This is a genomic window from Vibrio sp. 661, from assembly GCF_033339315.1.
Classification (GTDB): domain Bacteria; phylum Pseudomonadota; class Gammaproteobacteria; order Enterobacterales; family Vibrionaceae; genus Vibrio; species Vibrio alginolyticus.
In genome coordinates this window covers 20,892-45,992 of the sequence record NZ_JAWOUJ010000007.1, presented here as the reverse complement: position 1 = coordinate 45,992, position 25,101 = coordinate 20,892, and the positions used below count along the sequence as shown (strand labels likewise).

Here is a 25,101-nt window from a genome sequence, read left to right as displayed (position 1 = left end):
TGAATTCTTCACAAAGTTATTCACAGAAAAGGTGAATAAATGTGGGCAATGTCTCACTCTTGTGTTGATAAGGTATGGTTTGATTAAAAGATATCCAAAAATGCTGAAAAGGTAATAAATCTTGCTCATATCACATCAGTAAGTTTGCTAGTAATGGGGATATGTGGAAAAATCACGGTAATAAAAAATTTATTCATAGAGGTTAGCCAGTGATAGATGGCGATGGTTACCGACTTAATGTTGGTATTGTGATATGTAATAACCATGGTCAGGTCTTCTGGGCTAAACGATACGGGCAACACTCATGGCAATTTCCACAAGGTGGGATTGACGAAGGTGAAACCCCTGAACAAGCCATGTTCAGGGAGTTATACGAAGAAGTCGGTTTAACGAAAAAAGACGTTAAGATCATTGCAACAAGTCGTCATTGGTTAAGATATAAGCTACCAAAGCGATTGGTGCGTTGGGACTCCAAGCCTGTTTGTATCGGCCAAAAACAGAAATGGTTTCTGCTGAGATTAGAATGCGATGAGTCTCGCATTAATATGCAACGCGGAAAATCCCCTGAATTTGATGGTTGGCGCTGGGTAAGTTACTGGTATCCAGTTAGGCAAGTTGTTTCTTTCAAGCGAGATGTTTATCGACGAGCGATGAAAGAATTTGCATCCTTAGCCATGCCTTTTCGAGAGAGAAAAGCGAAAGGGAAAAGAAAAAAGCAACGTAGAGGATAATCATGCTCAGTCAGCTAAGGGAAATAGTTGAGAAAGTCTCCAGGGTCGATGATGTGCATCTGGCACTCGATATATTGGTGAAAGAGACTTGTGCTGCCCTTAGTACTGAGTGCTGTACTATCTATCTTGCTAATGAAGAAATGCAGCGCCTTGAGTTAATGGCAACTCAAGGCCTTATTTTTGAAGGTGATAGTATTCATATCAACTTCAATGAAGGCTTGGTTGGGTTGGTAAAACGAAGCGCTGAACCCCTTAACCTTGCCGAAGCCTCAAAACACCCCGAGTTCAAATTCTTTCCTCAACTCGGCGAACAGATTTACCACTCTTTTTTAGCTACTCCAATCATTCATCGTAAACAAGTTTTAGGTGTGTTGGTGATCCAACAAAAAACGCCGCGCTTGTTTAGTGAAATGGAAGAATCGTTTCTTGTTACTTTATCCGCTCAGTTAGCGGTGCTCATTGCACATGCGCAGAATCTTGGGCATTGGCAGTTAGCATCTAAACCCACGGTATTAAAAGGTTTGCCTGCGTCTACTGGTGTCGCGATTGGAGAGTTTTGGTTCGACAATACCCAGCCGAGTTTATCGGATATTTTCCCTTCGTCCACGTTAGATAAGGAACGCGAGCACGAGACACTACTGGTGGCCATAGAGCGAGCGTTAAATGACTTTCGCCGTATGCGGAAAAAACTGGACAGTGAAATCAACAAAGATGCTCTGGCGATCTTCGATCTGTTTACTCACTTACTGAATGATCCGATGCTTCGCGGTGATTTGAAGAAGCAGATTGAAAAAGGAGACAGGGCAGACTGGGCGTTACGCCAAGTTGTAGAGTCATACTCGAATCGATTTGCCAGAATGTCGGATGTATACATGCGTGAAAGAGCGCAAGATATCCGAGAGTTAGGGCAAAGGCTGCTCTATTTTCTGCACAACAGCGAGCAAGAAAATTCTGCAATTGATCGTCCCATTATTTTGGTGGCGAATGAACTCACTGCCACCTTGCTCGCTTCTGTACCTAAAGAGTTCTTGTTAGCCGTCGTATCATTAGAGGGAGGCGCAAACTCTCACGCTGCCATTTTATCTCGAGCTCTTGGGGTCCCTGCAGTCATGGGCGCCAACATTAATCCGGATGTGGTGAATGGCAAACTCGGGATAGTCGACGGCTATACGGGTGAGATCTTCTTAGAGCCAAACCGCCAGTTGTTGCGAGAGTATCGCAGCTTAGTAAGCGAAGAGTCTGAATTGTTTGCCATGGTAAACAAGGACCTCGCACTCCCTGCGGTTACGCAAGATAATCACCATATCGAAATTATGCTGAATGCGGGACTCAGTGCAGACAGTAATATTGCCATCAACACAGGTGTTGATGGTGTTGGGTTGTACCGAACTGAGATTGCATTTTTACTTCAGCATCACTTTCCTTCGGAAGATGAGCAGTATCATCAATACCAAGCAATACTTAACAGCTATCCGAATCAACGAGTAGTGATGCGTACTTTGGATATTGGTGGTGACAAACCTTTGCCGTATTTGCCCATCGAAGAAGATAATCCGTTTCTAGGCTGGCGTGGCATTCGTTTTACATTGGATCATCCAGACATTTTCTTGATCCAGCTGCGTGCAATGTTAAGAGCGAGTGCAGAAAGCGGAAACTTAAGTATCTTATTGCCAATGGTGTCAGGGGTAAAAGAGCTAGACGATGCCATTAGCTTGATTAATCAAGCTCACAGCGAAGCCGTTTTGCTTGATGATAGAATTCAATTCCCACAAATTGGGGTCATGATTGAAGTACCATCGATGGTGTATCTGTTGCCAACGATTGCTCACCGTGTTGATTTTGTTTCTGTCGGGACAAACGATTTAACTCAGTATTTATTAGCGGTAGATAGGAACAATTCGCGCGTAGCGGATGTCTATGAATCTATGCATCCTGCGGTACTGTTAGCGCTTAAGCAAATCCATGAGGTGTGTGATAAATATCAGGTGCCCGTGTGTATTTGTGGTGAGCTAGCGGGTGATCCATTTGGCGCTCTTCTCTTACTTGGGTTAGGGTATACCAGTTTGAGTATGAACACCTCCAACGTGGCTAAGGTGAAATATTTGATTCGTCATAGTCAACAAGAAGAATTAGAAAAATTAGCGGAGCAAGCAATGACAAAGTCCTATGGGGAGGACATTCATCAAATGATGCATGACTTCTTCATTCAACAGGGCTTTGCGGGCTTTATCCGTGCAGGTAAAAAGTAGGAAATCGTGACCGTCTCTTTATTTTTGTTATTGTTGGCGCTAGGCGCTTTTGTGGGTGTGATGGCGGGGTTACTCGGTATCGGTGGTGGTTTGATTGTTGTTCCTGCCTTGTTGTATTTGCTTCCTCTTGCTGGGATCTCTCCAGAAATGAGTATGCACATGGCCTTAGCCACTTCGTTAGCGAGTATTATTGTCACGTCTGGCTCATCGGCGATGAATCACCTTAAGCTCGGCAATGTCGATATGTTTGTCGTAAAATGGTTGATGCCTGGTGTGGTCATTGGTGGCTTTGTTGGTGCCAATATTGCTGAGTGGATCCCTACACACTATTTGCCGAAAGTGTTTGGTGTCATTGTTCTTTGCCTGTCAGTACAAATGTTTCGTTCCATTAAAGTTACGAGCAGTAAACCTATGCCGAGCAGCCCTGTGACTGTAGTTTACGGCACGGGAATTGGTGTCGTATCAAGCCTTGCTGGTATTGGTGGTGGCTCACTGTCGGTACCATTTTTAAATAAACATGGGATAGAGATGCGTAAAGCGGTGGGCTCATCCTCCGTTTGTGGTTGCGTGATTGCTATTTCTGGTATGATCGGCTTCATCTTACATGGCTATAAAGTGGAAGGCTTACCTTCATACAGTATTGGCTATGTTTATCTTCCCGCTTTATTAGCGATTGCTATGGCCTCGATGCTCACAACAAAAGTGGGTGCGAAGCTCGCAACTAGCCTTCCAACTGCGGTATTAAAAAAGATATTCGCGGTGTTCTTAATGTTTGTTGCAGCGACCATGCTGCTCTAAGTTTGTACCCAAGTCATTCTCGCTGAACCAAGCATCTAGAGGTTACTTGGGTATATTTATTTTGTTGTGATAAGAAGAGAATGATTTATGTCTCAGGGATATATTGAATTTCCCAATATTGATCCGGTTTTAATCTCTATTGGTCCTGTTTCGGTTCGTTGGTACGGTTTGATGTACCTTGTGGGCTTTATGTTTGCTCTATGGTTAGCGAACCGACGTGCAGATAAGCCTGGAAGTGGTTGGACACGAGAGCAGGTTTCTGATTTGTTGTTCGCAGGCTTCCTTGGCGTGGTGATTGGTGGCCGTGTAGGCTACGTGCTTTTCTACAATTTTGAGCTCTTCCTGGCTGACCCTTTGTATCTATTTAAAGTGTGGACCGGTGGTATGTCTTTCCACGGCGGCTTACTGGGTGTGATTACTGCGATGTTCTGGTATGCACACAAAAACGGGCGAACTTTCTTCGGTGTTGCTGACTTTATCGCGCCGCTTGTGCCATTTGGTTTGGGTATGGGACGTTTAGGTAACTTCATGAACAGCGAGTTGTGGGGCCGAGTAACGGATGTGCCTTGGGCGATCGTTTTCCCAAATGGCGGTCCACTGCCACGTCATCCATCGCAGCTTTATGAAATGGCGCTTGAAGGTATCGTACTTTTCTTCATCTTGAATTGGTTCATCAAGAAACCTCGTCCTCTAGGTTCTGTTTCAGGGCTATTTTTAGCTGGATATGGTACATTCCGCTTCTTAGTTGAGTACGTGCGCGAACCAGACGCTCATTTGGGTTTATTCGGTGGCTTTATTTCCATGGGACAGATTTTATCCCTGCCAATGGTGGTTATCGGTGTCCTCATGATGGTTTGGGCATACAAACGTGGTCATTACAAAGACGAGTTACCACAAAAGACGAAGTAAGGTATTGGTGTGAAACAGTATTTAGATTTGTGTCAACGCATCGTTGACCAAGGTGTTTGGGTTGAAAATGAGCGTACAGGCAAGCGCTGCCTGACCGTAATCAACGCGGATTTAACCTACGATGTTGCGAACAATCAATTTCCGTTGGTCACCACACGTAAAAGTTTTTGGAAAGCAGCCGTTGCAGAGCTACTAGGGTACATTCGTGGTTACGATAATGCGGAAGATTTTCGTAAGCTGGGCACGAAAACCTGGGATGCCAATGCCAACCTAAATGATGCCTGGTTGAATAACCCATACCGTAAAGGCGAAGACGACATGGGCCGTGTCTATGGGGTTCAAGGGCGCGCCTGGGCGAAACCTGATGGTGGTCATGTTGACCAACTACGTAAGATAGTGGATGACTTAACGCGTGGTGTTGATGATCGCGGTGAAATCTTGAACTTCTACAACCCGGGTGAGTTCCACATGGGGTGCTTGCGTCCTTGTATGTACAGTCACCATTTTTCATTGCTGGATGATACGCTTTACCTGAATAGTACTCAGCGTTCGTGTGATGTACCGCTTGGCTTAAACTTCAATATGGTTCAAGTTTACGTATTCTTGGCGATTATGGCGCAAATTACGGGCAAGAAACCTGGTCAGGCATTTCATAAGATTGTGAATGCTCACATTTATGAAGACCAGCTTGAACTGATGCGCGATGTTCAGTTGAAGCGTGAGCCATTAAAAGCGCCGACGTTCCATATCAACCCAGAGATTAAATCTCTAGAAGATTTGGAAACTTGGGTCACACTGGATGACTTTTGGGTTGAAGGGTACGAGCATCACGATCCTATTCGTTACCCATTCTCAGTGTAACGAGTATCGTTCTTCAAGATATAGAAAAAGCTCCGAATGGAGCTTTTTTCTTTTTTGTACTTAGAAGGTATTATTTTAGTGCACTGACAATATAACGGTGAATTGGGTTGGTCTGCATCGGTGTGGACAGTGCCGGGCTAATAAACTTAGGTTGAGTGAATATTTCTTTACTCACTAATGAACGGATAAGCTCAAAGTACTTCAGCTCTGTTTTCCCGCACAACAATAGTGAAAAGTCATCGCCCAATCTATCATAGGCATTGAGCACCTCTCGGAATCCTCTAAGATACAAGTAATCCTTCGTTAAACCTCCACCTCGATAGACTCGGGCAGTCGTTGTAAATGCTTGAAGATCAGAAGCTTTATACTGTTCTTTTAATAGCATGAACGTATGGCGGAAATCGCGATCCTTGATCATCGACTCTACTGCCAGAACTCGTAAGGCTAAGGTTCTTAGGCGCTTGATACTGAAATGTCCTGACAGATACTCACATAATATAGCCAGCCCTTCTTGAGTGTTGGTATTGGCAGGACAACCTAAGCTCAGGACTTTTAGCGGTTGTTGACGACCGTTAAGCGTAGTTAGGAGATGTACTCCCATTTCATGATGTGCAAGAGCCTCCAGCTCATCAGTGGTGATGTACGCCGCGTGGTTAATTTTGACTCTAGATCCTGAAACTAGTGCGTTTGCTAACATCCCGTCCAACACCTGTATTTCACATTCATACCCATTGCGTTGAGCAAAATTTTGCATGAAACGTGCTATTGCACGGCTATCGTGCTGAGGTTCTTTTTCTTCTTCTGTAGGAAGGTGCAATATGAAATGGGCGTTGGCAATATCTTTGGCGCTCGGTTCCCCATAATAGCGTAAGGAGTTATAAAGAAACTCTTGCGTACCTATGGTATTCACTTGATCCAGTTTATCTGCATAAGACTGAATTACATCCGCGTACAGCCTCTGCAGTTGGGTGTCTTGAATGTTTTCTAGAGGTAGCTCATATAGACGTCGCTTTGCGCTGTGGGTATCTACGTTAGTAATTGAATATTGAAAATTAGGCTCTTGAGAATATTTGTTTTTAATGAAACGTTCTCTTTCTTGAGCATAATTAAGAGGATTCACGCTACTGAGGATATCAATATCAGCAACCAGTTGGGTTAGGTTTTCGTCTATTGCGAGTAGCTGATCAGAAATAGCGTCATTAAGCTGCGTCATGTTGTCGACTCCAAATGAGATAGCTCAGCATAAGCATGCTGATGTGGCTCAAATTATCACCGGACAATCGATTTGAACAGTTTAATTATCATAAAAAAGGCTCCACGATGTGGAGCCTAAACAATAAGCGATGGTATGTCGTTGTTGTTACGTTGTTAGGGCTAGAATTGCACCTGGTAGAATAACGAATACTGACATTAGGTAACCACCAACAACTGCTTTATTCTTAATAGCCATTTCAGAAATCATCTCAGCGCCTTTAACCGGAATCTCACGTAGGAATGGAATTCCAAAGATAAACAGCGTCGCCATGATGTTAAATACTAAGTGGACTAGAGCGATTTGTAGTGCGAATACTGCGAACTCTCCAGATACCGCTGTCGCTGCTAGTAGTGCCGTAATACAAGTACCAATGTTAGCACCCAGAGTGAAAGGGTAGATATCTCGTACTTTCAACACGCCAGTACCAACCAACGGAACCATTAAACTTGTCGTGGTTGAGGAAGATTGTACTAGAACGGTCACGATTGAGCCTGATACGATGCCGTGAATAGGACCACGACCGATGGCGTTTTTCAAAATTTCACGTGCGCGACCAACCATTAGGCTCTTCATCAATTTACCCATCACTGTGATTGCAACGAAGATAGTCGCAATACCCAAAGCAATAAGCATGACGCCGCCAACAGTATCACCGAAGGTAGAAAGTGGCTCTTTAATTGCGCCTACGACTGGCTTTGTAATTGGTTTAATAAAGTTGAAGCCTTTAATGCTCATATCACCAGTAGCAAGCAGTGGAGAAACAAGCCAGTGAGAAACTTTCTCTAAAATGCCGAACATCATTTCCAACGGAAGGAAAATAGCGACAGCAAGCAAGTTGAAGAAGTCATGAATGGTTGCACTTGCAAATGCACGTTTGAACTCTTCTTTACAGCGCACGTGGCCAAGAGACACAAGCGTATTGGTCACTGTGGTACCAATGTTAGCACCCATCACCATAGGGATAGCGGTTTCTACAGGTAAGCCACCTGCAACCAAGCCTACAATAATAGACGTTACAGTACTTGAAGACTGAATTAAGGCTGTTGCCACCAAGCCGATCATTAGACCTGCAACTGGGTGTGCGGCAAATTCAAATAGCACCTTAGCTTGATCGCCAGTTGCCCATTTAAAGCCACTACCAACCATAGATACTGCTAGAAGAAGCAGATATAACATGAATGCCAAGTTAGCCCAGCGTAACCAACGAGCTGTGCTCGAAATTGGTGCCACTGTTGAAGTAGCTTGGTTCATCATAATTTTCTCCGTTGACCTTTCAGTTCATTTTTCGGTCTGTAGTTGAATCTGCGGGCGATGTTAGAGAACAAATATTTCAGTAATATTACAGATTTCTTGCTGTGAGAGATTTTTATTGTTCTTTTTGATAATGGCGTAAAAGAGGAAGAAAGTTAATTTTTAACTTGTTGATTTTAATGGTTAAATTTTGATTTCGTTTTGTTTGGTTTTTGCGTTTTTTTTGTAGAGAAAATGCGCCTCAGTTCAACTTTTATGACAGTGTTGACTTTATACTTTCGGTAAAACTTATGCTTTTGTAAGGTATTGTATGGTTTTGTCGAGTTTATTGTTTGTCTCTGTCACATTTGGTATAAAAAGTATCACTTTCTTTTCGGGACTCGATCATGTCACATCTAAACTACAACCATCTCTATTATTTCTGGATGGTGTGCAAACAGGGCTCTGTAACTAAGGCGGCTGACGCGCTCTTCCTGACACCGCAAACCGTGACAGGACAGATTAAAGCGCTTGAAGAGCGCATGAAAGGAAAGTTAACCAAGCGCAATGGTCGTACAGTTGAGCCCACTGAGTTAGGTCAGCTTGTGTTTAAGTACGCCGACCGGATGTTCGGTTTGAGTTATGAGATGTTAGATATCGTCAATTACAGCCAGCACTCGAACATTCTATTTGAAGTTGGTGTAGCCGATGCATTATCTAAACGCTTGGTCAGTAAAGTACTGATGACGACCGTCCCGGAAGATAACAGTATTCATTTACGCTGTTATGAATCGACCCACGAACTGCTACTTGAACGCCTTTCTCAGCACAAGCTAGATATGATCCTTTCGGATTGTCCCGTTGATTCTACTCAAAGTCCTGGCCTTTATAGCAAAAAGTTAGGTGAAAGTAGCATGAGCTTTTTTGCTTCTTCTGAAATTGAAAATGTGCGATTCCCTGAGATCTTGGAACAAAAAAAACTTCTGATTCCCGCGAGCCGAACGGCTATGGGGCGTAAAGTTATTCAATGGTTTGATCGTCAAGGCCTTCAACCCAATGTGCTGGGGGAGTTTGATGATGTTGCGTTGATGAAAGCTTTTGCTCGGTACCACGATGATGTGATTTTCTTGGCACCGACCGTATACATGTCGGAGATTGAAGACGACCGAAATTTACAGCTAATTGGCCATGTCGATGGGCTAAAAGAAGAGTACTACGTGATTTTTGCGGAACGAATGATCCAACACCCCGCGGTAAAAAATGTTTGTGATGCTGATTTCAGTCAAATGTTTGAGTAAACCCGTATCGTTGCGTAAATAAATAGATTACTATCAATAAAAATATAATTCTAAATAATATCTAAGTAAGCAAGATACTTGTTTTAGTGAGCAAAACTATTAATTATTGATGGCGCACCAATTAAAATCCTTGGTGGATAATATTGGTGTATCACTAACAACTAAATTAGAGGTTCTAATAATGAAGACTCTGGGAGTGTATCTTGATTTTCTTAGATATATAAATCAGTGCAACACAACAAGCTGGCCAGGGTTGGAATAAGTAAGTTGTAGCTAGAGGTCCAACACATGAATCTACAAGAAATGGAGCAGAACTCCGCAAAAGCCGTCGTGTTGCTCAAAGCGATGGCAAACGAGAGACGCCTACAAATCCTTTGTATGCTGCATAACCAAGAGCTGTCCGTGGGAGAGCTGTGTGCAAAGTTAGAGCTAAGCCAGTCGGCATTATCTCAGCATCTTGCTTGGCTTCGCCGTGATGAGTTAGTCACGACAAGGAAAGAAGCACAGACGGTGTACTACACATTAAAGAGTGATGAAGTGAAAGCGTTAATAAAAACACTGCATAGTCTTTATTGTGCTGAGAGTGCTCAACATTAATTAAATAGTCCTAATATACTGCTCATCTTAGAGTGTGAATCTAACTTGTTGGAATATTTGAGAGTGGCGTTAAACTTTTGATGATAGGGTACTACTCATCGACCAATTTGCTTTGTTCTCAAGTGTTTTATTAGTGCTTTCTAGTTTGAGCGTTATATGGGTAATGAATAAGCTGATGTCTTTAAATGGGACATTCAGAAAAAGAAAAGCTGGCATTGCCAGCTTTTTTTATTAAGAAAACTTTGTAGATATAAAAAAACCGACACAAGGTCGGTTTTTTCTTCACTGTAAAATCAGGACTCTATTAAAGAGCTTTGATTTGTGCAGCGAAACGAGACTTATGGCGAGCTGCTTTATTCTTGTGAATAAGGCCTTTAGTTGCCATGCGGTCTAGGATAGGTGTAACTACAGCGAATGCAGCAGTTGCAGCTTCTTTGTCGCCTGCTTCGATAGCAGCAACAGTTTTCTTCATGTAAGTACGCATCATTGAGCGACGGCTAGCATTGTGCTGACGACGTTTCTCAGCTTGGATAGCGCGCTTCTTAGCAGATTTACTATTTGCCAAGGGTCTAACTCCCAAAAACTTAGTTCTGTGACAATTTAAGGGCGAGGAATATCCCTCATTTGCGCTTAAATGTCAAATGATTTGTGCAAAAACCGATCTAAGCCAAAACAAATTTTGGTAAGAGAGGTTATCGCGGTTAAGATGGCGGGGATTCTAACAGCATTTTTATACCAATGCTAATAATTATCCGCGAAAGGCACACTTATTCCTTACAACCCGCGGATAGATTTTTGACGTCTATTTACAGCACCTGTCAGAGAAACAGTATAGGGTTAGCTGTCTTATGGTGATATTCCGAGGTTACAGTGAGTAAACGACTACTCAAGTCTGGCATGATCGTCAGTGCTATGACATTTATTTCCCGCGTTCTTGGCCTAGTTCGTGATGTTGTAGTGGCAAATTTAATGGGGGCAGGAGCAAGCGCAGACGTCTTTTTCTTCGCCAATAAAATTCCTAATTTTTTACGACGTTTGTTTGCTGAAGGTGCTTTTTCCCAAGCGTTTGTACCTGTTTTAACGGAAAGCCATGCTCAAGGCGACATGGATAAAACTCGGGAGCTCATTGCTCGTGCGGCGGGTACATTAGGGGTGATAGTCTCAATTGTTACCATCTTAGGTGTTCTAGGTTCCGGAGTGGTGACTGCACTGTTTGGTTTTGGTTGGTTCCTAGACTGGATGCATGGTGGTCCCGCGGCTGAGAAGTTCGAACTTGCTAGCGTGATGCTCAAGATTACCTTTCCTTATTTATGGTTCATCACTTTTGTTGCCCTATCGGGAGCCATTCTCAATACACTAGGTAAGTTTGCGGTTTCTTCGTTTACTCCTGTCTTCCTCAATGTGATGATCATTTTGGCAGCATGGTTTATCTCGCCGCAGATGCCACAGCCAGAGATTGGTCTTGCCATCGGTGTTTTCCTTGGTGGTTTGGTTCAGTTCTTATTTCAAATCCCTTTCCTTATTAAAGCGGGGGTTATGGTTAAGCCGAAATGGGGCTGGCGCGATCCGGGCGTGGTGAAGATCCGAACCTTAATGATTCCTGCTTTGTTCGGTGTGTCGGTAAGCCAAATCAACTTGTTGTTTGATACTTTTATTGCCAGCTTTCTGCAAACCGGTTCGATCAGTTGGTTGTACTATTCAGATCGCTTGTTGGAATTCCCGTTAGGTCTGTTTGGTATTGCTATTGCAACGGTGATTTTACCAGCATTATCACGCAAACATGTTGACGCACAAAATGAAGGATTCGCACAAACCATGGACTGGGGGGTGCGCATGGTGATCTTACTTGGCCTTCCTGCAATGCTTGGTTTGATGGTACTGGCAAAACCTATGTTGATGGTGTTATTCATGCGAGGTGAGTTTTCGCCACAAGACGTACATCAAGCATCATTGTCACTCTTTGCTTACGCTTCAGGCTTGTTGAACTTTATGCTGATTAAAGTGCTCGCTCCGGGTTATTACTCGCGTCAAGACACTAAAACGCCAGTGAAATACGGCATCATTGCGATGGTGACCAACATGGTATTTAATGCAATTTTTGCGTACTTCTATGGCTACGTTGGCTTGGCTATCGCGACGGCACTATCGGCATTTGTGAATATGGCACTGCTGTATCGTGGCCTGCACATCGCAGAGGTATACCAAATCACTAAGCGAACCGTCTTCTTTATTATACGTTTAGCTATTGCTGGCGCGGCGATGGTGGCGGCAATCTTATGGCAACTGGAAGATATGTCAGTATGGCTGGGCTGGAGCTTTGCTCACCGAAGCGCGGTGCTAGGGATGTTGATCGGTTTAGGAGCCGTAGTTTACCTAGTGGTTCTATTTTTAACTGGTGCGCGTTTAAAAGACCTAAAAGCTGGGACAGACTGAGGGTGATTAGTATATAATCCGTCAGTTTCACACAGTGTAAAGTAAAACAGAGGCAGAAAGCAGTATCCAATGGAACTGATTAGAGGCATTCACAATATCAACCCGCGACATCATGGTTGTGTGCTGACTATTGGCAATTTCGATGGTGTCCATAAAGGCCATCAACAAGTATTGCAGCAAGTGTCTGAGCAAGCGGACAGGCTATCCTTGCCTTCTGTTGTGATGACCTTTGAACCTCAGCCGATGGAGCTGTTTGCCAAAGACAAGGCACCTGCAAGGTTGACGCGATTACGCGATAAGTTCGTGCAATTGAGTAAGCTCGATATTGACCGCTTACTGTGTGTCAATTTCAATCGCCATTTTGCAAGTTTAACCGCGGAAGAGTTTATCCGTGACTTGTTGGTCGAGCGTTTGGGTGTTAAGTTTCTTGTCGTTGGTGATGATTTCTGCTTTGGCAAAGGCCGTACAGGTAACTTTGCAATGCTGCAGGAAGCAGGGGAAAAATACGGCTTTGATGTCGTAAGTACCCAGAGCTTTTGTTTACAACAATTACGTGTCAGCAGTACGGCTATCCGTCAAGCGCTGGCGCGTGACGATTTGCATTCCGCGCAACAGATGCTGGGAAGAAACTACAGCATCAGCGGTCGTGTTTCTCACGGAAGAAAGCTAGGTCGAACCATTGGGTTCCCTACTGCAAATATTCCTTTGAAACGCTGTGTTTCTCCGGTTTCCGGAGTCTATGTTGTTCAAGCGCTTGGCTTAGGAAATAAGCCAGTTGGTGGTGTTGCTAATATTGGTCAAAGACCAACCGTCAATGGTGTTCGCCAACAGTTAGAAGTGCACTTATTCGACTTTCATGCCAATTTATATGGCAAGCAACTAGAAGTGGAACTTTTGCATAAACTTCGAGATGAGCAAAAGTTTGAGTCGTTTGAAGCACTTAAACAACAAATCGAATTGGATGCTGAAGCAGCAAGGGTGTGGCTGCGTCAGCTTAAGCGTTGAGCGGTTTATTCCACCGTTCAACATAATGTCTAATTTTCGCCCAATATAACGGAATTAAGAATCGATGAGTGAGTATAAAGATACCCTGAACTTACCTGAAACAGGGTTTCCAATGCGCGGCAACCTGGCCAATCGTGAGCCAGAAATGCTTAAGCGTTGGTACAAAGAAGATCTTTACGGTGAAATCCGTAAAGCTAAGAAAGGCAAAAAGTCATTCGTATTGCACGATGGCCCTCCTTACGCAAATGGTGACATTCATATTGGTCACGCACTAAACAAGATTCTTAAAGACATTATTATTAAATCCAAAACACTTTCAGGTTTTGACGCACCTTACATCCCAGGCTGGGACTGCCACGGTCTACCAATCGAATTAATGGTAGAGAAGAAAGTAGGTAAGCCAGGCCAAAAAGTGACAGCAGCGGAATTCCGCGAGAAATGTCGTGAATACGCAGCAGGTCAGGTTGAAGGTCAGAAAGAGAGCTTCAAACGCCTTGGTATCATGGGTGAGTGGGACAAGCCATACCGCACTATGGATTTCGCAACTGAAGCGAACATTATTCGTGCTCTTGGTAAGATCGCAAGCAATGGTCACCTGCTAAAAGGTTTCAAACCTGTTCACTGGTGTACAGACTGTGGTTCTGCTCTTGCTGAAGCGGAAGTAGAATACAAAGATAAAGTATCGCCATCTATCGACGTTCGTTTTAAAGCGGCTGACGAAGCGGCACTGCTATCTAAATTTGAACTGACAGAAGGTCATGAAGGTCACGGTGACGTATCTATCGTTATCTGGACAACAACACCTTGGACACTGCCTGCAAACCGCGCAGTATGTCTACGTGATGATCTAGAGTACGTGCTTATCCAAACAGAAGGCGACAACGCTGAGCGTATCATCGTTGCTGCTGAGCTAGCGAAAGACGTAATGGACCGTGCGGGTATCGAGCACTTCCACAACCTTGGCTTTGCTAAAGGTGCGGACCTAGAGCTTTCTCAATTCCAACACCCATTCTACGATTTCACTGTACCGGCGATCCTTGGTGATCACGTTACGACTGATTCAGGTACTGGTGTTGTTCACACTGCTCCTGGTCACGGTCAAGAAGACTTCGCGGTTGGTAACAAGTACAACCTAGAAGTAGCAAACCCAGTTGGCTCAAACGGCGTTTACCTACCAGATACAGAGCTATTTGCTGGTCAGCACGTTTTTAAAGCGAACGATGCAGTAGTAGAAGTACTAAAAGAAAAAGGTGCACTACTACACCACCACGCTTACGAGCACAGCTACCCACACTGTTGGCGTCATAAGACCCCAATCATCTTCCGTGCTACACCTCAATGGTTCGTTTCTATGGACCAAGCTGGCCTACGTGCTAAAGCATTAGAGTCAATCAAGAATGTAGAGTGGATGCCTGAGTGGGGTCAAAGCCGCATCGAAGGTATGATCGAAGGTCGCCCTGAGTGGTGTATCTCTCGTCAACGTACTTGGGGTGTGCCAATTGCTCTGTTTGTTCATAAAGAAACAGCAGAACTTCATCCAAACACGCTAGAGCTGATCGAGAAAGTCGCTAAGCTGGTTGAAGAGAAAGGCATCCAAGCATGGTGGGATGTAGATGCCGCTGAACTACTAGGTGCTGACGCTGACCAATACGAAAAAGTGCTAGATACGCTAGACGTATGGTTCGATTCAGGTGTCACTCACTTCTCTGTTGTTGATGCTCGTGAAGAGTACAACGGCAACAGTGCAGACCTATACCTAGAAGGTTCTGACCAACACCGCGGTTGGTTCCAATCTTCTTTAATTTCATCTATTGCGATGAAAGACGAAGCACCTTACAAACAAGTACTGACACACGGTTTCGTGGTTGACGGTCAGGGTCGTAAGATGTCTAAATCTATCGGTAACGTGGTTGCGCCAAAAGACGTAACCAACAAGCTAGGTGCTGACATTCTTCGTCTATGGGTTGCTTCTACAGACTACACTGGTGAAGTTGCGGTTTCTGATGAAATCCTAAAACGCAGCGCAGATGCGTACCGTCGTATCCGTAACACAGCGCGTTTCTTCCTAGCTAACTTGAGCGGCTTCAACCCTGAAACAGACATCGTTCCTGTTGAAGAGATGGTTGCGCTAGATCGCTGGGCGGTTGGTCGTGCACTAGCAGCACAAGAAGAGATTGTTAAAGCATACGAAGAGTACAACACACACGGTGTGACTCAGCGTCTAATGCAATTCTGTTCAATCGAGATGGGCTCTTTCTACCTAGACGTAATTAAAGACCGTCAGTACACAGCAAAACGTGGCGGCAACGCTCAACGTAGCTGTCAGACAGCACTTTACTACATCGTAGAAGCGCTAGTTCGTTGGATGGCGCCAATCATGTCGTTCACTGCAGATGAAATCTGGAACGAAATGCCAGGTCAACGCGACAAGTTCGTATTCACTGGTGAGTGGTTCGACGGCCTATTCGGTCTTGCTGAAGGTGAAGAGCTGAACAACGAATTCTGGACTGAGATCCAAGCGGTTCGTGGTGCGGTTAACAAACTTCTAGAAGATGCGCGTAAAGAGAAAACCATTGGTGGTGCACTACAAGCTGAAGTGACTCTATTTGCTGATGACGCACTAGCGGCGAAGATCAACAAACTTGAAGATGAATTGCGCTTTGTTCTACTAACATCTGCTGCGAAAGTTAAGCCTCTAGGTGAGAAGACGGATGCAGCACAAGCGACGGATATCGAAGGCTTGTTTGTAGAAGTAGCAGCAGCTGAAGGCGAGAAGTGTGACCGTTGTTGGCACCACACGCCAGACGTAGGCACAATTGAAGGTCACGAGAAGATCTGTGGTCGTTGTGTGTCTAACGTAGACGGCGAAGGTGAAGTACGTAAATTCGCGTAATTGCCTAGAACGACTGAACTTTTTTTAAAATTAACAGCCCCAGTATTTACTGGGGCTGTTTGTAGGTAAAGTAATGAGTGAAAAAGCACTGACGTTAAAGCAATCTGGAGTTCGCTGGCTGTGGTTAGCAATTCTGGTATTTATTGCAGATATTGGCATCAAATTGGTGGTGATGGACAACATGGGCTACGGATGGGCAAACCGAATTGAGGTGTTGCCATTCTTCAACCTACTTTACGTTCATAACTACGGTGCCGCTTTCAGCTTCTTGAGCGATCAAGCTGGTTGGCAGCGCTGGTTATTTACAGGTATCGCGTTTGTTGTTACGGGTCTTTTGACCTACTGGATGAGTAAGCTTCCAGCAAAAGAAAAATGGAACAACATTGCTTATGCACTGATTATTGGTGGTGCAGTGGGCAACGTGTTTGACCGCGTCGTTCATGGCTTTGTTGTTGATTACCTAGACTTCTTCTGGGGTAACTACCACTGGCCAGCATTCAACCTTGCTGACATGGCGATCTGTATTGGTGCGGCAATGATTATTCTGGATGGCTTCCGTAAAAAAGACGCTGACAAGTAATCTTTTGCGGTATATCGAATAACCCTAAGCGTCGTCCGTTGATTCGAGCGACGCTTTTTATTATGTTGGAGCGCCAATCAGCATATCAATGTATAAAAAGACCAAGCTGACAGCGTAATAACCCAAGAACAAGGAAGCATTAACGTGACAACAATAACCAATGAATCGGTAGTAACCCTTCACTTTACGATTAAAATGAAAGACGGATCGGTTGCAGATAGTACTCATAACATGGGTAAACCAGCGAAATTTGTTATGGGTGATGGCAGCTTGAGTGAAAACTTTGAGCAGTGCTTGATAGGCCTCGAAACAGGCGCACAAAAAGCGATTGAGCTAAAGGCAGAAGACGCGTTTGGTATGCCAAACCCTGATCATATTCACTATATGGATCGCACTAAATTTGTAGGTGATGCAGAAGTGGAAGTTGGTACAATCATGGCCTTCAGTGGCCCTGATGGCATGGAAATCCCGGGCATTATTACAGAGATTGCAGGCGATTCAGTCACTGTGGACTTCAACCATCCTCTAGCGGGACAAGACGTGACTTTCGAAGTTGAAATTTTGTCAGTAGAATAGCGAACCCAATAAAGATAATTTCCATGAGCAATGAAATGAAAATCCTATTAGCTAACCCACGCGGCTTTTGTGCTGGTGTAGACCGTGCGATTAGCATCGTAGAGCGTGCGCTAGAGATGTATCAGCCACCGATTTATGTGCGTCATGAAGTGGTGCATAACCGTTTTGTGGTTGAAGGGCTAAAACAACGTGGTGCTATCTTCGTTGAAGAGCTGCATGAAGTGCCAGACAACAACATTGTGATTTTTTCTGCTCATGGTGTATCGCAGGCGGTTCGTCAGGAAGCCAAGCTGCGTGATTTGACCGTATTTGACGCAACGTGTCCTTTAGTAACCAAGGTGCATATGGAAGTGGCGCGTGCGAGCCGTCGTAATATGGAAGTGGTTCTGATTGGTCACGCAGGTCACCCTGAAGTCGAAGGTACGATGGGGCAATACGCCAGTGAAACCGGTGGTATGTACTTGGTTGAAACTCCAGCCGATGTTGAGAAACTGAAGGCGATTGTGAAAGATCCATCCGATCTTCATTACGTAAGCCAAACGACGCTTTCTGTCGATGAAACTGCCGATGTTATCGAAGAGCTACGCCGCGTGTTCCCAGATATCCAAGGTCCACGTAAAGACGATATCTGTTATGCGACACAAAACCGCCAAGATGCCGTACGTGAATTAGCTGGTGACGTAGATGTGATGGTTGTGGTGGGTTCTAAAAACTCATCAAACTCTACACGTCTTAAAGAGCTAGCTGAAAAGCTAGGGACACCTGGCTACTTAACCGACTGTCCGGAAGATATCAAACCTGAGTGGTTTGAAGGCAAAACAAAGGTCGGCGTGACTGCGGGAGCATCTGCTCCGGAAGAGCTCGTTAATCAGATTCTAGAGCGAATCAAAGAACTCGTTGGTGCCGAAGCGGTTGATGAAGTACTTGGCCGTGAAGAGAATATGTTCTTTGAAGTACCTAAAGAACTGCAAATCAAGCAAGTGGATTAGTCTCCATTTATCGAATATTCAAAAGGCGACCTTGTGGGTCGCCTTTTTTACATCTCTCTTAACTCATTTAGGTAATCACGAATTTGGTCTTTTCCTAAACCATCGATAATCATATCAGACATCTTCGTGATTCTTCGCTCAAGCGATTGAGCAACCTTTTCGCAATGTGCGTACATGTCTTCATCAGAACCATCGGTCGGAAAAGCATCAACTTGCCAGTTTACTCGAACACCACCTGCAAGCCACTGAGGAGCGGTTTCTTGATGTAAAGAATCACAGAGAATAATAACGATGTCGGGAAGAAACTGAGTTCGCTCCTCCCATGAATGTGTGTGGATATGCGGAATGGGGAGTTGGTGGTCATCTAAATATTTTTGCACCACTGGGTGCACCTTGCCTGTGGGATGTGAGCCTCCACTGGTGACACTAAAATCTGCTGACAGGATATTGGTTGCGATTGACTCCGCGAGGACGCTTCGTCCAGCGTTGTGCTTACATATGAATAAAACTTTATACATCATCGCCTCGTCTTTTCAGAGCGTCCTATTTATACGCTAGCGGAAACTCAGCGATGATGTGTGAAGTTTTTGTGTTAGTGGCTAATGCCGAGCATCTCTTTGAGCACCTTTAAGTAGCGGCGGCTTACTGGTATCTCAAAGCCTGTTTTGGTGATGATTTCCGCTAACCCATTTTCCAGTAACTTGATTTCGCTAATCGCTTTAATACTGACTAAGTATTGACGATGGCAGCGGACTAGAGGGGTTTTCTCTTCCAACGTTTTTAATGTCAGTTGGGTGCTCGCGGTTTGGCTGGTGGAGCGTACATGCACGCCGCTGATATCACTGTAAGCACATTCCACCGTGTCGGTGGCCATGATAACGATGCGGTTGTGTCCGATGCACGGTATCTGATCCAACGTGTCAGGTGTAATAGCAGACAGTTGTTGCGTTAGGGCGGATTGGCTAATGACTTTATTTAGCCGTTTGACCGTTTTAGTTAACCGGCATGGGTCGACAGGTTTGAGCAAGTAATCAAAGGCATTGTCTTCAAATGCTTGAATCGCATACTGATCATAAGCCGTGACAAAAACCACATAAGGCATGGTTTCTGGATCAAGCATCCCAAGTAGTTCAATCCCCGTGACTTGAGGCATTTGGATATCGAGAAACACCACATCAGGCTTAAGTTCATTGATTTTTTTTAGGCCAAGGATTGCGTTTGAGGCATCGCCCACGACCTCAACTTGGCCTGTTTCATCCAGTAACTCTGCTAGCTCTTCACGAGCAAACTGTTCATCATCAATGACGAGTGCGGTTAACATCCAACATTACCTTTATTGCTTCAGCGTGCTTTTATGATTTTGGGGGAATGATAAAGCTCATTTTAGTAAATTGATGTGGCTCGCACGTAATTTTTAGCGCTGCATCACGTCCAAATTGATTAGTGAGACGTTTGTCGACAATTTCTAAACCTAGCCCTGAGTGGTTTTCTTTTGGCGGTTCAAAACTGCCTGCGTTGTCTTCGACGGTAATCAAGTGACCTTGTGGGTGTGCTTCGCTGTATATATGAACTTTACCACCTTCAAGCATGTTTGAAATGCCATGCTTAATGGCATTCTCAACCAAAGGCTGGAGTGTAAAGCTTGGTAATTTGATGTCCAGCAATTCAGGTTGAATATCGATTTCAACCTCTAAGCGGTCCGTAAAACGCGCTTTTTCGATGCTCAAGTACGAGTTCACATGTGCAAGCTCTTCCTTTAGCGTCACGGTATTAATGTTCTGCTTTAAATTGCTGCGGAAGAAGTGCGATAAATTTTGGATTAGCTCGCGCGCTTTGTCAGGGTCACGACGAGTAATCGCACTAATAGTATTGAGTGCATTAAACAAAAAGTGTGGATTCACCTGAGCGTGAAGCAATTTTATTTCTGCTTGGGCGAGTAAGGCTTGTTGTTGTTGGTAATCGCCATAAAGGATTTGGCTAGATAGAAGCTGGGCTATTCCTTCCGCCATCGACATGTTGGCCGTCGAGAACAATTTACGCTTCGGTTCATACAGCTTTATGGTACCAATGACCTCTTTCCCTGCACGCAGTGGGATGATCAGCGCAGATCCGAGCTTGCAATCTTTTGCAATGGAGCATTGGTATGGACGCTCCGCACCATCAAGATAAATGATGTCGTTTTTCTCCATGGAGTCTAATGTGCTTTGCGATGAAATCGGCGTGTTTGGTTTATGGTGATCATCGCCAATGCCCACAAACGCTAAGATTTTTTCTTGGTCAGTAATCGCGACAGCGCCCACTTTGGTTTCTTCGTAAATAATACGCGCGATTTTCTCTGCGTTTTCGGTGTTGAAGCCGTTGCTTAGAATTCCCACTGAGCGATCTGCAATGGTGAGCGCTCGACGCGAAAACGTCGCAGAAAACTTTTCAAAGATTGCTTTTCTGTCTTGCAGGATACTCATGAACAACGCCGCACCAAATGAATTCGCGATGATCATAGGCGCTGCAATAGCGGACACCAGTTCATAGGCTTGATCAAAAGGTTTCGCGACGGCGAGCAGCAAAATCATTTGCACCACTTCTGCAACAAACGTAACGCTGAATACGACGCTTGGATTAAACAGCAATGCGCCTTTATTTCGCTTGATAAGGTAAACGTGGAGCAAGCCACCAATTACGCCCTCGGCGGTGGTTGAAATTGCACAGGCTAGGTCGGTAAAACCACCAAGAGAGTATCGATGGATGCCACCAGTAAATCCGACGGCGAAACCTACAACAGGTCCACCAAACAGCCCGCCCATAACTGCGCCGATCGCACGAGTATTGGCAATAGCATCGTTGATGTGCAGACCGAAATAGGTGCCGAGAATACAAAAGCCAGAGAAGAGTACGTAACAAATTAGGCGGTGGCTTAAGCGCGAAGAAATACTCAGCAAAGGTAAGATGATTGGCGTTTTACTTAGCATGTAAGCCAAAACTAAGTACACACACATCTGTTGTAAAAGGGAGATGACCAGTTCCATAGTGAACCTAACCTAGAATCAATGTTGTTATTGTATACCTAAGTAACCTCAAGATGCTTGGCTCAGATAGATAAGAACAGCTAAGTAAATGATGCTGTGCTTTCTGAGTCTTAAAGTGACTTGGGTATAAAACAAAAAGAGCCTGCAATTGGCAGGCTCCTATCTTAGTCACTCAGATGTGACGAGTATTACGCTGTTTCTGATACGGCTTGTGGTTTCTCTTCGTCAGCCAGTTCAGTTTCACCTTTACCCTTAGAGGTTTTGATAACGTAACCTGTCACAGCTAGGGCAAACACAATACCTACGATAGTTGATAGTTGCATTGGCAGACCAAAACCTAGCGAGCTGTTGTTTAAGATGAACGTGACACATACCGTGGTCATGAAGATAGCTGGGATAGTGGTAATCCAGTGCAGCTTGTTGTGACGCAGTAGGTAAGCGGACGCAGTCCAAAGCATCATTACCGCTGTTGTTTGGTTTGCAAAACCGAAGTAGCGCCAGATAATGCCGAAGTCTACTTGAGTTAAGATACCGCCGATAACGAACAGTGGAAGTGCCATCAGTAGACGGTTACGTAGCGTTTTTTGTTCCATGTTGAAGTATTCAGCAAGGATCAAGCGGCTTGAACGGAACGCTGTATCGCCAGACGTAATTGGTAGGATAACCACACCCAGGAACGCAAGGATACCACCGAACACACCTAGCAGACCAAATGATGCGCTGTATACCACGTTACCAGGACCACCGTTTTTCACAGCTTCGGATAGAGCGTCTAGAGAGCCGAAGAAAGACAGAGCGATAGCACACCAAATTAGCGCGATAACACCTTCACCAATCATTGCACCGTAGAATACGAAGCGACCGTTTTTCTCATTTTCCATACAACGCGCCATCAGTGGAGACTGAGTTGCGTGGAAGCCAGAGATAGCGCCACATGCGATAGTGATGAACAATGCAGGCCATAACGGCATGTCATTTGGGTTGAGGTTAGAGAACATGTCCGAAACTTGGAAGTCACCCATTACTGTGTGTTCGCTAGAGAAAGCAACGGCTGTCATTAGGCCAACAGACATAAAGATAAGTAGGGCGCCAAACAGTGGGTAGAAACGACCAATGATTTTATCGACGGGAACAATCGTCGCAATGATGTAGTAAGCAAAGATAGCAATAACCATTGTAGTCATGCTTACGCTCAAGCTTGTTTGATCATTGATGAGGTTAGTAATCATGCCAGCAGGGGCTGAAACGAACACTACGCCAACTAGAAGTAATAGGACAATGGCAAAAATATTCATAAAGTGTTTTGCGCCATTACCTAGGTAGCGACCTGTAATGGTAGGTACAGATGCACCGCCGTTACGCACTGAAAGCATGCCTGAGAAGTAATCGTGTACTGCACCAGCAAAAATACAACCGACTACAATCCAAAGCATCGCCGCAGGACCGTATAGTGCCCCCATGATCGGGCCAAAAATTGGACCAACACCTGCGATGTTAAGTAGTTGAACTAGGTAAACTTTCTTTGTTGACATTGGAACGAAGTCAACACCGTCCGATTTGGTGTGAGCTGGCGTTTGGCGTTTTTCATTGATGCCGAAAATCTTCTCGACGAAAGCGCCGTAGATGAAGTATCCGCCGATTAGGGCTGCGACACAGGTTAGAAACCACATCATAGCAATTGTCCTTGGTCTTAGTTGGGTAGGGTAATTTTTTAATCTCAGGATGCATGTTATGCGTCACTTGTGTTAAATGCATTCGGTTAGTAGATGAGTGGTCGAATAGAGCACTGAGTGGTCGATATGCTGCTTGAGCGGTTTTTAAAAATGGCGAAAGGTTGATGACAGTCTTGAGCGGCTGATTTGAGTCATCAGTGGTTAAATCTGCAAGCTCAGCGGCAAGCGCCAATAATTAGTGGTAAGCTTATTTTTGAAAACAATTACTTAAGGAAGAACCATGAAAAAGGTAACGGTAGGTCTGGCACTGGCTTTACTTGCAGGATGCACAGCAACGACAGCAGATCTTGCCAAGTCGGGAGATTGGCATCAGATCGGATATCAAGATGGCATAACCGGACACACATCGCGCACGATGAGCGAGCTTCGTGAGTTGGGTAGTGTTAAGCAAAATGACTACGACCAAGGTTATTTAGAAGGTTTACGTGAGTACTGTAATCCTGCTTTTGCGTATCAAATGGGGTTATCTGGTCAGTATTACGAAGGGGTTTGTGAAGGTACTGAGCAAGCGCAAAAATTCCGCATGGAATGGCAACGTGGTTGGAATGAATACTCAAATTAATAGTCAATAAAGCCGTTGTTACACTGTCTGCATCACATAAATGTGGCAAAATCTTCCTTATTAAACTATGTTCATATTGCTTGATAGTGAGCACAGCAAAAAAAGGAATCACATTATGTCAACGCAAATGGCTGGTGGCTGGAGTCCATTTCATGAACTCACAGCAGAGAATAAAGAAGTATTTGCTAAAGGTATCGAGGGGTTTGTCGGTGTCAAATACTCCCCTTTGGTTGTGGCTACTCAAGTCGTAGCCGGACAAAACTATGCGTTTTTCTGTAATGCAGAAGTTGTCTACCCTGGAGCACAACCATACCCAGCAATGGTTCATATGTTCAGTGACCTTGAAGGTAAAGTCGGTATTACTCACATTGAACGATTGAACTACTAAATTAAGCCATAAAAGGCGCCTGACTTTTAAATAAGTGAGGCGCTTTATTGATTAAGATTGATTAGTTTGCGCGATCACGACTTTTCTTAAATATCCTTGCTTGGCGTTCAGTTGCTCAGTCGCGCTTTCTCTATCTAGCCCGGTTAAAATCATCAAAATCGCTAACTTGGCGTCGTAGTCCGTTTCTTTGAGCGCCGTTTTAGCCTCTTGGTTAGTACAATCTGTTGCTTGCATAACAATACGAGCCGCTCTTGCAACTAGCTTTGCATTCGTCGCTTTCACATCTACCATTAAGTTCTGATAACTTTTGCCCAGGCGAATCATGCTTGCGGTAGTGAGCATGTTTAGTACGAGTTTTTGTGCCGTCCCTGATTTTAAGCGAGTGGATCCCGTTAACGCTTCAGGTCCAACAACGGGGCTAATCGCAATATCAGCAATATCTGCAATCGGAGAGTCAGGGTTACAAGATAGTGCTACAGTGGTGGCACCAAGCTCGTTCGCATACTCTAAGCCACCAATCACGTAAGGTGTTCGTCCACTTGCCGCAATACCAACGACGACATCGCGTTGTGTTAGCATATTCTCTTTAAGATCTTGCTCGCCTAATGTAGGGTCGTCCTCCGCCCCTTCTTTTGCACGGAACATTGCCTCTTTTCCACCGGCAATAATACCAACGACCATCTCTGGATCTGTGCCAAAAGTTGGTGGGCATTCTGAAGCGTCCAAAACGCCAAGTCGACCACTGGTACCCGCACCGATGTAAAACAACCGACCTCCGACCTTAAATGCTTCCGTGATCTTATCAACGGCTTCAGCGATCTCAGGCAACACTTTTTCAACGGCAAGAGGAACGAGTTTGTCCTGTTGGTTGATGCGTTGAACAATATCGAGAGAAGGCAGCAAGTCGATGTCCATGGTGTCTGGGTTTCGCCCTTCAGATACCAGATGGGATAAAGCTGCGATAAGTGCATCGTTCGTCATAATGAATTAA

The 25,101-nt window shown here is 44.6% G+C and carries 23 protein-coding genes; 15 read left to right on the top strand and 8 right to left on the bottom strand.

Features of this window, described 5'->3' with window-relative positions:
• Positions 1-209: 209 nt before the first annotated feature.
• The 5 genes from rppH (at position 210) to R7P69_RS14030 (ending at position 5,548) form a co-directional block, all read left to right on the top strand.
• Positions 210-731, top strand: a complete 522-nt coding sequence (gene rppH, locus R7P69_RS14050; protein ID WP_005381953.1) for an RNA pyrophosphohydrolase — start codon at positions 210-212, stop codon at positions 729-731.
• Between the two features lie 2 nt (positions 732-733).
• Positions 734-2,980, top strand: coding sequence for a phosphoenolpyruvate--protein phosphotransferase (gene ptsP / locus R7P69_RS14045; protein WP_104975865.1), 2,247 nt, complete (start codon positions 734-736; stop codon positions 2,978-2,980).
• A gap of 6 nt (positions 2,981-2,986) precedes the next feature.
• On the top strand, positions 2,987-3,778 hold the full coding sequence (locus R7P69_RS14040; RefSeq protein WP_005381949.1) for a sulfite exporter TauE/SafE family protein: 792 nt from the start codon (positions 2,987-2,989) through the stop codon (positions 3,776-3,778).
• A gap of 87 nt (positions 3,779-3,865) precedes the next feature.
• Positions 3,866-4,687 carry a prolipoprotein diacylglyceryl transferase gene (gene lgt / locus R7P69_RS14035; RefSeq protein WP_005381948.1) on the top strand — a complete coding sequence of 274 codons (822 nt, stop codon included), beginning with the start codon at positions 3,866-3,868 and terminating at the stop codon, positions 4,685-4,687.
• 9 nt (positions 4,688-4,696) lie between these two features.
• Positions 4,697-5,548: a thymidylate synthase gene (locus R7P69_RS14030; RefSeq protein ID WP_005381947.1), complete on the top strand. Its 852-nt coding sequence runs from the start codon at positions 4,697-4,699 to the stop codon at positions 5,546-5,548.
• 70 nt (positions 5,549-5,618) lie between these two features.
• Here the strand turns inward: R7P69_RS14030 and R7P69_RS14025 are convergent, their stop codons facing one another.
• Together R7P69_RS14025 and R7P69_RS14020 are read right to left on the bottom strand one after the other, a co-directional pair.
• Positions 5,619-6,761 carry a flavohemoglobin expression-modulating QEGLA motif protein gene (locus R7P69_RS14025; protein ID WP_025768430.1) on the bottom strand — a complete coding sequence of 381 codons (1,143 nt, stop codon included), beginning with the start codon at positions 6,759-6,761 and terminating at the stop codon, positions 5,619-5,621.
• A gap of 147 nt (positions 6,762-6,908) precedes the next feature.
• Positions 6,909-8,054 carry a Na/Pi symporter gene (locus tag R7P69_RS14020; protein ID WP_025768431.1) on the bottom strand — a complete coding sequence of 382 codons (1,146 nt, stop codon included), beginning with the start codon at positions 8,052-8,054 and terminating at the stop codon, positions 6,909-6,911.
• A gap of 386 nt (positions 8,055-8,440) precedes the next feature.
• Between R7P69_RS14020 and nhaR the strand changes: the two genes are divergently transcribed.
• Both nhaR and R7P69_RS14010 read left to right on the top strand, forming a co-directional pair.
• The gene (gene nhaR / locus R7P69_RS14015; RefSeq protein ID WP_005381942.1) at positions 8,441-9,331 is read left to right on the top strand and encodes a transcriptional activator NhaR; all 891 of its coding nucleotides are present in this window, start codon (positions 8,441-8,443) and stop codon (positions 9,329-9,331) included.
• Between the two features lie 288 nt (positions 9,332-9,619).
• Positions 9,620-9,928, top strand: a complete 309-nt coding sequence (locus R7P69_RS14010) for an ArsR/SmtB family transcription factor (RefSeq protein ID WP_005381940.1) — start codon at positions 9,620-9,622, stop codon at positions 9,926-9,928.
• A gap of 304 nt (positions 9,929-10,232) precedes the next feature.
• Here R7P69_RS14010 and rpsT read toward each other — a convergent pair whose 3' ends face one another.
• Positions 10,233-10,493, bottom strand: a complete 261-nt coding sequence (rpsT, locus tag R7P69_RS14005) for a 30S ribosomal protein S20 (RefSeq protein WP_005381938.1) — start codon at positions 10,491-10,493, stop codon at positions 10,233-10,235.
• A 305-nt stretch (positions 10,494-10,798) separates the two neighbouring features.
• Between rpsT and murJ the strand changes: the two genes are divergently transcribed.
• The 6 genes from murJ (at position 10,799) to ispH (ending at position 18,404) form a co-directional block, all read left to right on the top strand.
• Positions 10,799-12,361, top strand: a complete 1,563-nt coding sequence (murJ, locus tag R7P69_RS14000; RefSeq protein ID WP_005385957.1) for a murein biosynthesis integral membrane protein MurJ — start codon at positions 10,799-10,801, stop codon at positions 12,359-12,361.
• Between the two features lie 69 nt (positions 12,362-12,430).
• Positions 12,431-13,366 carry a bifunctional riboflavin kinase/FAD synthetase gene (gene ribF, locus R7P69_RS13995; protein WP_005381933.1) on the top strand — a complete coding sequence of 312 codons (936 nt, stop codon included), beginning with the start codon at positions 12,431-12,433 and terminating at the stop codon, positions 13,364-13,366.
• A gap of 64 nt (positions 13,367-13,430) precedes the next feature.
• Positions 13,431-16,259: an isoleucine--tRNA ligase gene (gene ileS / locus R7P69_RS13990; RefSeq protein WP_154204833.1), complete on the top strand. Its 2,829-nt coding sequence runs from the start codon at positions 13,431-13,433 to the stop codon at positions 16,257-16,259.
• Between the two features lie 73 nt (positions 16,260-16,332).
• Positions 16,333-16,839: a signal peptidase II gene (gene lspA / locus R7P69_RS13985; RefSeq protein ID WP_005385948.1), complete on the top strand. Its 507-nt coding sequence runs from the start codon at positions 16,333-16,335 to the stop codon at positions 16,837-16,839.
• Positions 16,840-16,983: 144 nt separating this feature from the next.
• Entirely contained in the window at positions 16,984-17,415 is a 432-nt protein-coding gene (gene fkpB / locus R7P69_RS13980; RefSeq protein ID WP_005381922.1) for an FKBP-type peptidyl-prolyl cis-trans isomerase, read from the top strand.
• A 23-nt stretch (positions 17,416-17,438) separates the two neighbouring features.
• Entirely contained in the window at positions 17,439-18,404 is a 966-nt protein-coding gene (gene ispH, locus R7P69_RS13975) for a 4-hydroxy-3-methylbut-2-enyl diphosphate reductase (protein WP_017636164.1), read from the top strand.
• Positions 18,405-18,451: 47 nt separating this feature from the next.
• On the opposite strand, the gene R7P69_RS13970 is transcribed toward ispH, so the two are convergent.
• The 4 genes from R7P69_RS13970 to R7P69_RS13955 all read right to left on the bottom strand — a co-directional run bounded on the left by R7P69_RS13970 (position 18,452) and on the right by R7P69_RS13955 (position 23,100).
• Positions 18,452-18,922 carry a low molecular weight phosphatase family protein gene (locus R7P69_RS13970; RefSeq protein ID WP_250155473.1) on the bottom strand — a complete coding sequence of 157 codons (471 nt, stop codon included), beginning with the start codon at positions 18,920-18,922 and terminating at the stop codon, positions 18,452-18,454.
• A 74-nt stretch (positions 18,923-18,996) separates the two neighbouring features.
• Complete coding sequence (gene btsR / locus R7P69_RS13965) at positions 18,997-19,725, bottom strand: two-component system response regulator BtsR (RefSeq protein ID WP_005381917.1); 729 nt, start codon at positions 19,723-19,725, stop codon at positions 18,997-18,999.
• A 31-nt stretch (positions 19,726-19,756) separates the two neighbouring features.
• The gene (locus R7P69_RS13960) at positions 19,757-21,427 is read right to left on the bottom strand and encodes a sensor histidine kinase (RefSeq protein ID WP_005381915.1); all 1,671 of its coding nucleotides are present in this window, start codon (positions 21,425-21,427) and stop codon (positions 19,757-19,759) included.
• 188 nt (positions 21,428-21,615) lie between these two features.
• Complete coding sequence (locus R7P69_RS13955) at positions 21,616-23,100, bottom strand: carbon starvation protein A (protein WP_005381914.1); 1,485 nt, start codon at positions 23,098-23,100, stop codon at positions 21,616-21,618.
• 280 nt (positions 23,101-23,380) lie between these two features.
• Between R7P69_RS13955 and R7P69_RS13950 the strand changes: the two genes are divergently transcribed.
• On the top strand, positions 23,381-23,722 hold the full coding sequence (locus R7P69_RS13950; RefSeq protein WP_064368998.1) for a DUF2799 domain-containing protein: 342 nt from the start codon (positions 23,381-23,383) through the stop codon (positions 23,720-23,722).
• A 115-nt stretch (positions 23,723-23,837) separates the two neighbouring features.
• Positions 23,838-24,110: a hypothetical protein gene (locus tag R7P69_RS13945; RefSeq protein ID WP_005381911.1), complete on the top strand. Its 273-nt coding sequence runs from the start codon at positions 23,838-23,840 to the stop codon at positions 24,108-24,110.
• A gap of 51 nt (positions 24,111-24,161) precedes the next feature.
• On the opposite strand, the gene murQ is transcribed toward R7P69_RS13945, so the two are convergent.
• Complete coding sequence (gene murQ / locus R7P69_RS13940; RefSeq protein ID WP_238952213.1) at positions 24,162-25,091, bottom strand: N-acetylmuramic acid 6-phosphate etherase; 930 nt, start codon at positions 25,089-25,091, stop codon at positions 24,162-24,164.
• Positions 25,092-25,101: the final 10 nt, after the last annotated feature.

Coding starts and splice junctions, on each gene's coding strand:
- ptsP (WP_104975865.1), top strand. CDS start 734: ATGCTCAGTCAGCTAAGGGAAATAGTTGAGAAAGTCTCCAGGGTCGAT.
- lgt (WP_005381948.1), top strand. CDS start 3,866: ATGTCTCAGGGATATATTGAATTTCCCAATATTGATCCGGTTTTAATC.
- R7P69_RS14025 (WP_025768430.1), bottom strand. CDS start 6,761: ATGACGCAGCTTAATGACGCTATTTCTGATCAGCTACTCGCAATAGAC.
- R7P69_RS14020 (WP_025768431.1), bottom strand. CDS start 8,054: ATGAACCAAGCTACTTCAACAGTGGCACCAATTTCGAGCACAGCTCGT.
- nhaR (WP_005381942.1), top strand. CDS start 8,441: ATGTCACATCTAAACTACAACCATCTCTATTATTTCTGGATGGTGTGC.
- R7P69_RS14010 (WP_005381940.1), top strand. CDS start 9,620: ATGAATCTACAAGAAATGGAGCAGAACTCCGCAAAAGCCGTCGTGTTG.
- ribF (WP_005381933.1), top strand. CDS start 12,431: ATGGAACTGATTAGAGGCATTCACAATATCAACCCGCGACATCATGGT.
- ileS (WP_154204833.1), top strand. CDS start 13,431: ATGAGTGAGTATAAAGATACCCTGAACTTACCTGAAACAGGGTTTCCA.
- lspA (WP_005385948.1), top strand. CDS start 16,333: ATGAGTGAAAAAGCACTGACGTTAAAGCAATCTGGAGTTCGCTGGCTG.
- ispH (WP_017636164.1), top strand. CDS start 17,439: ATGAGCAATGAAATGAAAATCCTATTAGCTAACCCACGCGGCTTTTGT.
- R7P69_RS13970 (WP_250155473.1), bottom strand. CDS start 18,922: ATGTATAAAGTTTTATTCATATGTAAGCACAACGCTGGACGAAGCGTC.
- btsR (WP_005381917.1), bottom strand. CDS start 19,725: ATGTTAACCGCACTCGTCATTGATGATGAACAGTTTGCTCGTGAAGAG.
- R7P69_RS13960 (WP_005381915.1), bottom strand. CDS start 21,427: ATGGAACTGGTCATCTCCCTTTTACAACAGATGTGTGTGTACTTAGTT.
- R7P69_RS13955 (WP_005381914.1), bottom strand. CDS start 23,100: ATGATGTGGTTTCTAACCTGTGTCGCAGCCCTAATCGGCGGATACTTC.
- R7P69_RS13950 (WP_064368998.1), top strand. CDS start 23,381: ATGAAAAAGGTAACGGTAGGTCTGGCACTGGCTTTACTTGCAGGATGC.
- R7P69_RS13945 (WP_005381911.1), top strand. CDS start 23,838: ATGTCAACGCAAATGGCTGGTGGCTGGAGTCCATTTCATGAACTCACA.
- murQ (WP_238952213.1), bottom strand. CDS start 25,091: ATGACGAACGATGCACTTATCGCAGCTTTATCCCATCTGGTATCTGAA.